The sequence below is a fragment of the Pseudomonas sp. G34 genome (assembly GCF_031119625.1).
Classification (GTDB): domain Bacteria; phylum Pseudomonadota; class Gammaproteobacteria; order Pseudomonadales; family Pseudomonadaceae; genus Aquipseudomonas.
This window is the reverse complement of sequence record NZ_JAVHZV010000007.1, coordinates 181,922-194,034: the sequence shown is the minus strand read 5'-3', so window position 1 is coordinate 194,034 and position 12,113 is coordinate 181,922. Positions and strand designations below refer to the sequence as shown.

Annotated in this window: 8 protein-coding genes; 4 read left to right on the top strand and 4 right to left on the bottom strand. The window is 65.4% G+C overall.

Features of this window, described 5'->3' with window-relative positions; genetic code table 11:
- The first annotated feature begins 186 nt into the window (after positions 1-186).
- The 4 genes from QYS36_RS04580 to QYS36_RS04565 all read left to right on the top strand — a co-directional run bounded on the left by QYS36_RS04580 (position 187) and on the right by QYS36_RS04565 (position 5,024).
- The gene (locus QYS36_RS04580; RefSeq protein WP_308838373.1) at positions 187-1,125 is read left to right on the top strand and encodes a GGDEF domain-containing protein; all 939 of its coding nucleotides are present in this window, start codon (positions 187-189) and stop codon (positions 1,123-1,125) included.
- Positions 1,126-1,175: 50 nt separating this feature from the next.
- Entirely contained in the window at positions 1,176-2,339 is a 1,164-nt protein-coding gene (locus QYS36_RS04575) for a dipeptidase (RefSeq protein ID WP_308838372.1), read from the top strand.
- A gap of 115 nt (positions 2,340-2,454) precedes the next feature.
- Positions 2,455-3,879 carry an ATP-dependent RNA helicase RhlB gene (rhlB, locus tag QYS36_RS04570; protein ID WP_308838371.1) on the top strand — a complete coding sequence of 475 codons (1,425 nt, stop codon included), beginning with the start codon at positions 2,455-2,457 and terminating at the stop codon, positions 3,877-3,879.
- Positions 3,880-3,983: 104 nt separating this feature from the next.
- Positions 3,984-5,024: a DUF2157 domain-containing protein gene (locus tag QYS36_RS04565; RefSeq protein WP_308838370.1), complete on the top strand. Its 1,041-nt coding sequence runs from the start codon at positions 3,984-3,986 to the stop codon at positions 5,022-5,024.
- A gap of 177 nt (positions 5,025-5,201) precedes the next feature.
- On the opposite strand, the gene QYS36_RS04560 is transcribed toward QYS36_RS04565, so the two are convergent.
- The 4 genes from QYS36_RS04560 to QYS36_RS04545 all read right to left on the bottom strand — a co-directional run bounded on the left by QYS36_RS04560 (position 5,202) and on the right by QYS36_RS04545 (position 12,012).
- Positions 5,202-5,888, bottom strand: coding sequence for a phospholipase D-like domain-containing protein (locus tag QYS36_RS04560; RefSeq protein ID WP_308838369.1), 687 nt, complete (start codon positions 5,886-5,888; stop codon positions 5,202-5,204).
- 2 nt (positions 5,889-5,890) lie between these two features.
- Entirely contained in the window at positions 5,891-6,469 is a 579-nt protein-coding gene (locus QYS36_RS04555; protein ID WP_308838368.1) for a rhomboid family intramembrane serine protease, read from the bottom strand.
- The gene (locus QYS36_RS04550; RefSeq protein WP_308838367.1) at positions 6,466-11,700 is read right to left on the bottom strand and encodes a DNA repair ATPase; all 5,235 of its coding nucleotides are present in this window, start codon (positions 11,698-11,700) and stop codon (positions 6,466-6,468) included. Before QYS36_RS04550 ends, QYS36_RS04555 begins: the two co-directional genes overlap by 4 nt.
- A gap of 72 nt (positions 11,701-11,772) precedes the next feature.
- Positions 11,773-12,012 carry a hypothetical protein gene (locus tag QYS36_RS04545; RefSeq protein ID WP_308838366.1) on the bottom strand — a complete coding sequence of 80 codons (240 nt, stop codon included), beginning with the start codon at positions 12,010-12,012 and terminating at the stop codon, positions 11,773-11,775.
- Positions 12,013-12,113 lie beyond the last annotated feature (101 nt).

Sequence of the window (12,113 nt, the reverse complement as noted above, 5' to 3'; positions counted from 1 at the left end):
TGTGACCGCCTTCACAGTCCCCGCGCCGCCGGTCGTCGGCACGACGCATGACGATTGTCAGCCTGACTGGCGGGCGATACTGTCACCGGCATGAGACCCGTTCGTTGATCACGAACGCCGTCATCAACCCATGGGAGCGTTGGCGATGCTGATCGTTGCGCGTTTTCAAGCAAGGACGCTGATGCCATGAAGGTGGCCCACTGGCAAACCGACCTGCAGCAGATTCGCCAACTGCGGCTGTTCGACAACGTCGCGCTCGGTAGCCTCAACCGACTGCTCGATGCCTTTCGCCCCTGCGAGCTGGACGCGGGCGAAGTGCTGCTCTCGCCGTTCGATCGCAACCAGTACCTTTATATACTCGTCACTGGCAGCCTCAAGGTGTACCTGGGCTCCCTCGACAATCAGCCGGTCACCACCCTGGGCCCGGGCGACTGTGCGGGCGAGATCAGTTTCCTCGACAACGAGCACCCCAGCGCCTACGTGGTGGCCACCGAACCCAGCAGCGTGCTGCGCCTGCATCGCGACGCGCTCAGCTCGCTGTTCCAGCAATCGCCGCAGATGATGCACAACCTGCTCAAGGTGCTCTGTGATCGCGTGCGCCAGGGCAACCGGCAACTGATCAACAGTGAACAGAACGCCAATGTCGACAAGCTCACCGGCGCCTTCAACCGCCGCTGGCTGGAGCACGTGTTCGAGCGCGAACGTGCGCGCTGCCTGATCGACAAGCAGCCGCTGTGCCTGCTGATGCTCGACGTCGACCACTTCAAGGATTACAACGATCAGCACGGCCACCTGGCCGGTGACTACGCGTTGTGCCTGGTCGCCCATACGCTGCGCCGCCAGCTGCGAACGCGCGACAGCCTGGTGCGCTACGGCGGTGAGGAATTCGTGGTGCTGCTGCCCGAACTGGCGCTGCAGCAGGCCGCCGAGGTGGCCGAGCGCCTGCGTGAGAGCCTGGAGCGGATCGGCTCCTTCTATTCACCACTGGGCGCCCAGCCGGGCGTGACCATCTCCCTGGGCCTGGCGCAGATGAACGCTCGCGATGGCCTGGCCGGCCTGATTGCCCGCGCCGACAAGGCCCTGTACCGGGCCAAGAACAGCGGCCGCAATCGGCTCTGTCATTGAATTGCCGTCAGCGCCTGGCAAGCTGACGCCCCCTCTCTCTGGAAAGCCCCATGCGCAAGCGCCTGCTCATCGTCCCGATTGCCCTGGGCCTGGCGGCCGGCGTGTTCTTCACCCTGCCCAGCGTGCTCGACCGACGCATGAACAGCGTCGAGTCCCCGGCCCCCTACCCGGCGAGCGAGACGGCCACGCGCCTGCACCACACCCTGTTCATCGCCGACCTGCACGATGACGCCCTGCTCTGGGAGCGTGACCTGCTCAAACGCTACAGCTACGGCCATTCGGACCTGCCGCGGATGCTCGACGGGCGCGTCGGCCTGCAGGTGTTTTCCACGGTCACCAAATCCCCTCGCGGACTGAACTACGAAAGCAACGGCGCCGACAGCGACACCATCACCCTGCTCGCCATGGCCCAGCGCTGGCCGCGGGCGACCTGGAACAGCCTGCTGCAGCGCGCCCTGTACCAGGCCGAGAAACTTCACGAAGCGGCCTCGGGCAGCGACGGTCGGCTGGTGCAGATCAGAACCCGCAAGGATCTGCTCGACTTTCTGCAGGCCTGGCAGCAGGACCCACAGCGGGTCGCCACGCTGTTGGCCACCGAAGGCCTGCATCCGCTGGAAGGCCACCTGGAAAACCTCGACCGGCTCTACGCCGCCGGCTTTCGCATGGCCGGGCTGACCCACTTCTTCGACAACGAGGTCGGCGGCTCCGCCCACGGCCTGAACAAGGGTGGGCTGACGCCATTCGGGCGGCAGGTCATCGCGCGCCTCGAAGAGAAGTCGATGCTGATCGACCTGGCCCACGGCTCACGCCCGCTGATGGACGATGTACTGGCCATGGCCACGCGCCCGCTGCTGGTGTCCCACGGCGGCGTCGAAGGTACCTGCCCGGGCACCCGCAACCTCAGCGACCGGCATATTCGCGCCATTGCCGCGACCGGCGGGGTGATCGGCATCGGTTACTGGGACACCGCCGTGTGCGCAACCTCGGTGACCGCGATCGTCAAGGCGATTCGCTACACTGCGGACCTGGTGGGCGTCGAGCACGTGGCCCTGGGCTCCGACTTCAACGGCACCATCCACGCCCCCTTCGATGTCAGCGGCCTGGCGCAACTGACCGAAGGTCTGCTCGGCGCCGGCTTCAGCCGCGACGACATCGCCGCGATCATGGGTGGCAACGTCCAGCGCCTGCTGCTCGCCAGCCTGCCGGCGAACTGATCGAGGGCCGCCCATGGGTGCATTGGCAGGGTACTTCGCCCTGCCCGCGTCTTGCTTTACACTGGCCGGACAACAGACCCTAGCGTTCATTCCTTAATCAATCGACGAGATGACCGTGCTCAAAGCACTCAAAAAAATATTCGGCAAAGCCGAAAATGAGCCACACAGCTCAGTCTCCCCGACCCTCGAAGCCGCTTCGCCCCCTGCCGCCGCGCCTCGTGAGCAGCACCAGCCGCGCCCGCCAGAAGCCCCGCCCAGCGCCGAGCAGAAGCCGCAGAACAAACTCGCCAAGCCCCGTCGCGAACGCGCGCCCAAGCCCGTCGACAGCTGGAAACTCGAAGATTTCAAGGTCGAGCCGGCCCCCGGCAAGACTCGCTTCCACGACTTCAAGCTGTCGCCGGAGCTGATGCACGCCATCCATGACCTGGGCTTCCCGTACTGCACGCCGATCCAGGCGGGCGTTCTCGGCTATACCCTCAAGGGCCGCGACGCCATTGGCCGCGCGCAAACCGGTACCGGCAAGACCGCCGCGTTCCTGATCTCGATCATCACCCAGCTGCAGCAGACGCCGCCGCCCAAGGATCGCTACATGGGCGAGCCGCGGGCGCTGATCATCGCGCCTACCCGCGAGCTGGTGGTGCAGATCGCCAAGGACGCGCAGGAGCTGACCAAGTACAGCGACCTGAACGTGATGAGCTTCGTCGGCGGCATGGACTTCGACAAACAGCTCAAGCAGCTCGAATCGCGCTTCTGCGACATTCTGGTCGCCACCCCGGGCCGCCTGCTGGACTTCAACCAGCGCGGCGAAGTGCACCTGGACATGGTCGAGGTGATGGTGCTCGACGAAGCCGACCGCATGCTCGACATGGGCTTCATCCCCCAGGTTCGCCAGATCATCCGCCAGACCCCGATGAAGGGCGAGCGCCAGACCCTGCTGTTCTCGGCCACCTTCACCGAAGACGTGATGAACCTGGCCAAGCAATGGACCACCGACCCGGCCATCGTCGAGATCGAACCGGAAAACGTCGCCAGCGACACGGTCGAGCAGCACGTCTACGCCGTGGCCTCGGCCGACAAGTACAAACTGCTCTACAACCTGATCACCCAGAACGACTGGATCCGCGTGATGGTCTTCGCCAACCGCAAGGACGAAGTGCGGCGCATCGAAGAGCGCCTGACCCGCGACGGCATCAGCGCGGTGCAGATGTCCGGTGACATTCCCCAGCACAAGCGCATCCGCGCCCTGGAAGGCTTTCGCGAAGGCAAGATCCGCGTCATGGTCGCCACCGACGTGGCCGGCCGCGGCATCCACGTCGACGGCATCAGCCACGTGATCAACTTCACCCTGCCGGAAGACCCGGACGACTACGTGCACCGCATCGGGCGTACCGGCCGCGCAGGCAGCAGCGGCACCTCGATCAGCTTCGCCGGTGAAGACGATGCCTTCGCCCTGCCGCCGATCGAGGAGTTGATCGGCCGCAAGATCCAATGCGAAATGCCGCCGGACGAGCTGCTCAAAGCCGTACCACGCAAGAACTGACCAGCACCTCAGCGGCCAGGGCGGCCTCTCGCTCTGGCCCAGCCGCCTCACCAGCGCCCTGCCCCACACGGGCCGACAGGACGTCACGCTAGCAGGGACCACTCATGACTCTGAAGATCGACAGCAGCGACCTGAGCCGCGCCGTGCAGGCCGGCGTTCTGCAACCCGGGCAGGATCAGGCGCTGCTGGAATTTCTCCGCCGGGCACCCTCCGAGCGCCCCAGCTTTCAGCTCTCCCATATCGCCTATTACTTCGGCGCGCTGCTGATCATGGGCGCCATGGGCTGGCTGATGACCGAAGCCTGGATGAGCATCGGCGACGCCGCGCTGCTGGTGATCAGCTCGGCCTACCTGCTGCTGTTGCTGCTCGGCGGGCGCAGCCTGTGGCAGCGCGGCCAGGTGATTCCCGGCGGCCTGCTCGGCGCCGTTGCCGTGAGCCTCACACCGCTGGTGGTGTTCGCCGGGCAACGGCTGTTCGGCATCTGGCCCATGGACGACGCGCAGTCGGATTACGTCGACTACTACCGCTACGTACAGGGCGGCTGGCTGGTGATGGAGGTGGCCACCGTGCTGGTCGGCCTGCTGGTACTGCGCCTGCTGCCCTTCCCGTTCATCGTCATGCCGATCGCCGTGGCGCTGTGGTTCATGTCGATGGACCTGAGCGAACTGCTGCATGGCGAATATTTCAGCTGGGAGCAACGCCGCGAGGTGTCGCTGTGGTTCGGCCTGGTGATCCTGCTCGTCAGCCTGCTGGTGGACGGGCGCAGCAAACAGGATTTCGCCTTCTGGGGTTATCTGGCCGGGCTGACCGCGTTCTGGGGCGGCCTGAGCCTGATGGACAGCGGCAGCGAGTTCGGCAAGCTGCTGTACTGCCTGATCAACCTGGGCCTGATCGGCCTCGCCGTACTGCTGCGCCGCCCAGTGTTCATGGTCTTCGGCGCCCTGGGCGTGGCCGGTTATCTGGGCTACCTGGCCCACGACGTGTTCGAGGACTCGCTGCTGTTCCCGGTGGTGGTCAGCCTGCTCGGCCTCGGCGTGATGGGCCTCGGGCTGCTCTACCAGAAACGCCGGGAAGCGATGAGCGACGCGCTGCGTCGCCAGCTACCCGCCGGCCTGCTGGCGGTGCTGCCGGCCCTGCGCCGCTGAACGATCAGAGCCTGCTCACGATTTCGCGAGCTAGAGCGATCCAAGGGCTAGGCGCCCCCACAAAAACAAGCGAGGAAGCGGAGTTTACAAGTGGTAAATGAGCATTGCGACTGGGCTGGCAATCCAGCTTGTTTTTAACGCAGGAGCGCCGACGCGCAGCAGATCGTGAACAGGCTCTTAGCTCGGGCGGTAGCGCCCCCAGAGCATCTCGAACTCGCGGCGGTATTCGGCAACCAGATGAGGATCGTCGGTCACCAGCAGATTCTCCTCATTGCTGGTGCTGGCGCTGCGCGTCCAGTTGAAGCTGCCGTTGAGCAGCAGGCGACCATCGAACAGGGCGAACTTGTGGTGCATGTGAAACGGGCTGTTGTCGATGCGCAGCGGCACGCCCGAATCGATCAGCTGCTGGATGTCACTGCCGGCATCGAAGCGTTTCTCGTTGTCACTGATGATGCGCACGGCAAGGCCGCGGCGGTGCACGGCGATCAACTCGTCGCTGAGCTGGTCATCGGAAATGGTGTACACGCACACGTCCACCGACTCCTTGGCCCCGCGGCACAGATCACGAATGCGCTGACGGCAGCTTTCCCCGGGGCTGAAGTGCGCACTGCTCTGGCCGCGTATGGGTGAGCAGCGCACTTCCAGGGTCTTGATCACCTGCTCCAGCCATTTGAGGGCCGGCACGGCATGCTCGGGGTTGCCGATGATGTCGCGTACCAGGGCGAAGGCGCGGTTGCGCATATAGCGCACCTGATCGGGCGCCAGGTCGCTGCCCAGTTCACGCAGCTCGTCGCGCTCGTCATTGTCGAGTTTGAGGTCGGCGAGGCTGTCACGCAGGTGTTGGTCGAGGCGGTTGAAGTCCATTCTTAACCCTGTCGAGTCCGTTTTCGGGTGCGGCGTTTCTGGCCGCCGCGTTGCCATGAGGCGTACAGGCCGCCGCACAGCGCGCCGGCCAGGTGATATTCGAACGACACGCCCTGCCGGGGCAGCAGGCCGTAGAAGAAGCCGCCATACAACAGCAGAGCCAGGGCCGCCAACAACAGGTCGGCGAAGCTGCGGCGGAACCAGGCGCGCCCCAGCAACAGGCCCCACAAGCCGAACAGCCAGCCGCTGGAGCCGACATGAATACCCGGACGGCCGAACAGCCAGACCAACACCCCACTGGCAACGATGATGAACAGGCTGGCGCGGATGAACTCGCCGCGCGACTCCAGCAGCGCCAGGGCGCCCAGCACCAGGAAACCGCTGAGGTTACCGAACAGGTGCAGCCAGCTGCCGTGCAACCAGGGCGCCAGCAGGATGCCTGGCAACGCCTGGAGCTCCCGGGGGATCAGCCCGAAGCGATTGAGGGCGTAGCCATCCAGGCTGTTGATCAGTTGCAGCACGACCATCACCGCGGCGATGCCGAACAGCAGCTTCAGGCGCGGTAACAGCCAGAGCGTCACGGCGTCTCGCCACCCTGCCCCATCATCCGGGCGATCTCCCGCAGTTGCTGGGCCATGTCGCCCATGCGCTTGTGGGTACCCAGGTCGATGTCGATCTTCTTGTCCATGGCATTGATCAGCGGCACCACGCCATCCTGCAGGCCATCGGCCAGCCGTTCGAGCAATGCCTGCACGCCGGGTTGCGGCTGCGCCTGCACGGCCACCTCCACCTTCGGCTGCACGTCGCGCAGGCGCTCGAGGCCAGCCAGCAGTTCCTGCCAGGGCACGGCGGCAGGCGCAGGTGCGGCAGGCTCACTGCGAGCCAGGCCGCGCACGCCCTCGACCAGGTCGTTGAGCTGCGCCACCACACGGGCGCCGACGTCCGAATCGCTGCCGCCCATGGCCTTGTTGCGCATGAAGTCGCGCTTGATCTGCGTCCAGCGCTCGAGCTGCTCGGGCGTCTGGTTGCCACGCAGTTCGGCGAGCTTGAGCAGGTTCTCCTCGGCGCCGGTGGTGAGCAGCTGCGACTCGCCCTGGTAGTGGTCGGCGATCAGTTGCAGCAGCTCGGCATCGTTCATTACCGAGCTGATCTTCTCGGCCATCTTGTTCATGTTGCGGTAGCTGCCCTGCAGCTTGAACGGTGGCTCGGTGCGGTAGCTGTCGGCCTGGGCGGCACTGACGATGTATTGCTGGTTGACCCGGCCGACCACGTCACGCACCTGCATCAGGCGCTGCAGGGTGGCGACGATCTCGTTGATCTCGGCGCCGCTGTAGCTGTGCGACAGCTCGTTGGCGGAGAACGGCTTGCCCTCGGCCTTGGCGACGAAGCGATAGACGTCGGCCATCTCGCGGGTGGCCAGCGGCGCCAGTACCGGGTTGGAGGTCAGGCTGTTCTCGATGTAGCTCAGCGCGAAGGCTTCCTGCATGCCACCCAGGGTGTCGCCCAGGTTGTAGATGTCGGCGCGGTTGGCGAGCATGTCGGGGATCTTGAACACGTCGCCGGACTCGGTATACGGGTTGCCGCTCATCACCACGCAGAACTTCTTGCCGCGCATGTCGTAGGTCTTGGTGTGGCCCTTCCACACGCCCTCGATGCGCCGGGTGCCGTCGCACAGCGAGATGAATTTCTGCAGGAATTCGGGGTGGGTGTGCTGGATGTCATCGACATAGAGCATCACGTTGTTGCCCATTTCCAGGGCCAGGTTGAGCTTCTCCAGCTCCTGGCGCGAGGTGGCGTCCGGCGCCTGGGCCGGGTCGATGGAGCGCACCTCGTGGCCGAGGGCCGGGCCGTTGATCTTCATGAAGATCAGGCCGAGGCGATGGGCCACGTACTCCATCAGCGTGGTCTTGCCGTAGCCGGGCGGCGAAATGAGCATCAGCAGGCCCATCAGGTCGGTGCGCTTGTTCTCGCCGGCAGTGCCCATCTGCTTGGCCAGGTTGTCGCCGATAAAGCCCAGGTACACGTCGTTGATCAGCTTGTTGCGCACGAACGAGGACAGCGGCCGCGGCTTGAACTCGCTCAGGCGCAGCGCCATACGCTCACGGTTGACCACCTCCTGGCGCAGGCTCTGGTAGCGCTGCAGCTCGGGCAGGAAGGTTTCGCGGTGGTGGCGCAGGCGCTGGAAGAAATCGTGCAGGGCAAAATTCAGGGTGCCGTCCTGAATGCGCGGGTGATCACCGAGCAGCCCCTCGACGCGCACCTGCAGGTCCGCCTCGGTGACCCGCAGCGGCACATCGCTGTCGATCAGGCCCAGGGCCACGGCCTCCGGCACGTAGGCGTCGAGGTGCTGGTGGCCCTGCTGCGCGCAATAGGCCTGCAGCCAGTTCTCGGCCAGCGCCCAGCGCTGCTCCGGGCGCCCCCGCAGACGCTCCTGGGCCTGCAGGTAGCCGTCCCACATATGGACGGCTTCCAGGTGCTGGCGCAGGCCATCGAACAGCTCGCGGGCATATTTGCTGACCACGAACTCGATGCGCTGGGCGGCCAGTTCCTCGACCAGGTACTCGGCAGCTTCACGTTGCAGGGCTGCCTCGACCGGCATCGGGTGGCGGGCCAGAAAACCCTGCAGCGCCTTGAGCACTTCGCCCTGCAGTTGGCGGATGCCCTCGTCGCGAGCGAACAACTGGCGGATGTTGGCGCAGGTACGCGCCCGCTCCGGCCAGTGCACGGCGTCCACGTCTTCGCGCCAGCGGCTCCAGAAGAACAGTGCGAAGCCGCGCGCCCGCGGTGAATAGGTGAGCAGGCCAGCCGCCTCGCGCAGCGCCAGCAAGCGCAGCAGGATGGCCATGGCGTCCTGATCGTGGATGCCCTTCTGATAGCCCTCCTTGTAACGCGGTGCGGCGAATTCGCGAATGCGCTTGAGCAGCTCCTCCGGCTGGCTCATGTGCGTCTTGAGCTGATCCAGGCTCAGGCCATCGCGGGTGCGCACCGCCGCGTCGAGCACCAGCCCCGCCAGGTATTCACCGCGATACAGCGCGGCCGATTCGGACTCCAGGCTCACCTGCCAGTAATCGCGCAGGCCCTCGAGCTCGGCATCGTGCAGCGGCTCGAGGAAATCGGTGCCGGTCAGGTGCAGGAACAAGCCGTCACCACGGGGCAACAGGGTCAGGTCGAGTTCCTGGGTGTTGACCGCGAAGCGGTGGCGCGGCCCCAGCTTGATGACATCGCCACCCGCCTCGAACAGCTCGCTCTTGTCGCGCAGCGCACGCACCGCCTGGTCGCGGGCGGCCTTGAGGCGCGCCTCGACGTCATCGGCCTTGACGCTGTCCTTGAGCTCGCGCAGGCGCTCGGCCAGCTCACGCAGCTTGAGAATCAGCGGGTCGGCGGCGAAGAAGGCGTTGAGCTCCTGGGCCTCGCTGAGCTTGGCGGTACGCCGCCCCAGGCTGTCGAGAATCCGCCGCGCGGCGTCGAGCAGGCCCTGGGCCTTGCGCTGGCGCTCGTCGAGCAGGCTCTGCTTGTGCGCCTCGAAGGTTTCCAGCAGCTCCTCGCGCTTGGCCAGGATGTCACCGAGAAACTGTTCGTGATCGCCGAACTGGCTTTCCAGCTCTTCGAGCTGCACCAGCAGCCGCGACAACTGCTCGTCGCAGCGCTCGGGATCCTGGGCCAGTGCCAGGGCGTTGGTGATGCTCTGGCTGAACAGCTTGAACTGGGCACCGAACTGCGCCACGGTCTCTGCCGAACCCAGGCCCTTGCGACGCTGCTCGGCGCGCGCCTTGGCCTGGTTGAGCTTGGCATAGACCTCGGAAATGGCGTCGACGATACGCGTGCGTTCGGTGGCGTCGTCGATCTGCAGCGAGGCCATCAGGCCGGACAGCATGTCCAGGTTACCGGCCATCTCGTTGAGGCTGGCCAACGGCTCGGCCAGTTGCGCGACGCTTTCGGCCTTCTGCACCTGCTCGTCGAGCAGCTGCAGGTTGTGGTGATAAGGCTGCAGCGCGGCGTCACCGGCGAGAAAGCGCGAGGTCGCCGCGGCAGTCTGGTCGCGGGCCTCGAGCAGCGCGGTTTCCATGGCGTCGATGCGCGCCACGTCGATGTAGCGGTAGTCGCGGATGGTCAGCAGCTGGCCACGCTGGGCGGTGATCGCATTGAGCGCTTCGACGTATTGCTCGACCTTGTCCCAGGTGTCCGAGCGCACGCTTTCGAGCAGCGCCTTCTGCCGGCTTTCGGCCTCGGCCATGGCCGCGGCGGACTGCTGGCGAATGCTCTCGACCTTCTCGAACTCGTCGAGCACCAGCTCGCCGGTGGCGGCGATCTCGCGCAACAGCGGCGCCAGCTCGGCGCATTGCGGGTCGCTCAGCCAGTGGTAGATATCGAACAGCCGGCGGGTGTTCTGGCACAGCAGGCTGTAGCGCGCCACCGACACTTCACGGCTGTCGATCTCGCGGCTGAGGTTGAACAGGTCGGACACCCCGCGCACCAGCTCGGCATTGCCGATACGCCCGAAGAAGCCGCTGCGCGCCGGTTGGCGGGCGGCGTATTCCTCGCTCTCGAACGGCGTCTGCCAGACCTGCATGGGGTGGATGCGCGTCGGCTCATCGCCCTCGGCGGAGAAGATCACCATGCGGCCGTCTTCCAGGCGCGCATAGCCGTGGCCGAAGATCGGGTTCTGCAGCTGGCGGGTGACCATGTTGTAGGTCAGCAGCACCGCCCGGCCTTCGCCCGGGTGGTAGAAGATGTACTGCACGTCCTCGCCGTTGGGCGAGCGCACCGAGCGCTTGAAGCGCATGCCGGCCATCGACTGCTCGAAGGTCTTGTGCTCGCCGTTCTGCAGGTAGTAACCGCCGGGAAAGATGATGCCGTGGTCTTCGGGCAACTGCACGCAGGCCAGGCCGATGGCATCGATGCGCTCGACCTTGCGGGTCAGGCGGTTGAACACCAGGTAGCGCCACTGCTCTTCGCGGTACGGCAGGATCTTCAGCAGGATCAGGCTGCCCAGGGCGGCGTACTCGATCTGCGCATCGTCCAGCGACTGGGTCTTGTCCATCACCTCTTCGCGGTAGATGCCCTGCCCGCTCTCGGTGTTGTTCTCGACCTTGATGGTCAGGTCGCCGCCGACCGTCTCGACGAACACCGTGTCGAGGATGTTCAGGTGCGGGTGGCGGCCATTGACCGTCATCTCGCGGCTGGTCTTCTGCCACTCGAAATCGAACGGTGCGGGCAGCGCGATATCGCGTTCACCGCGGTTGTCGATGTACTGCACCTGTTTGCCGTCGAGCGACAGCGACCAGCGGAACACGCGGATGTCGGTGATCCGCTCGCCGATCTGGAAGCTGGCCAGCAGCTTGCCGTCGCGGATCGCCAACTGCAGCAGGCGAGTGTTCTTGTAGTAGGTGTACAGCTCGTTGAAGTCGTTGACGAAGCCGCTCTGGCTCAGGAAAGTGCCATCCAGCGGGATCGATTCGGCTTCATAGCCCTCGCTGCCTTCGACCAGGCGATAGAGGGAGAACACGTCGGCGACCGCGGTTTCCTTCTTCAGGCCCATGAACACGTTGTAGCCGAACAGCAGCCAGTCGCCGACCTGCACGATGTCGCGGGCGATGCAGTTGTTCTCGGTGCGGATGCGCACCCGGCCAATGACTTCCATCTGGCTGCTGCCGAACTCCTCCAGGCGCTGCCCGTTGAGTGCTTCGGTGCCCTGCCGCAGGCGCAAACCCTGCTCCTGCAGGCGCTTGTGCAGCACCTCATAGGCGCCGCCTTCGGCAACGGCCTTGTCGAGAATGTCCTGTTGGGTGTTTTCGGCCTGGGCGTCCGACATCATGGTCTTCCTGAATCTGCGCGGTCTGCAAGGGCCCCGTCATGGGCGGAGCCGACACGAATGAGGCGGTGCTCAGGCACCGATCTTGCGGGCGATCTCGGCGAGTTTCTCGCGCATCGCGGGGTCGAGCTCCTCGGGTTTGATGCGGGCGATGATGCGCGTCAGCACACGGATCTCGTCGTCATCGATCACCCCATCGCGCTCGGCGATGTCCAGTAGCGAGCCCAGCTCGGCGGCGTCCAGGCGGCCGTCATCGGCAAAGCACTGGATGCTGCGAAAGGTCATTTCCAGATGATCTCTAGATTGCGACATGCCACTTTCCTTGTAGTTGGGGCAGGCCTGGCGGCCTGCAAGCGCGGGCCTGGCCCGCGTCGAATCGCGTAACAGGCTCCGGCCGGGTTGGCTGGAGCCTG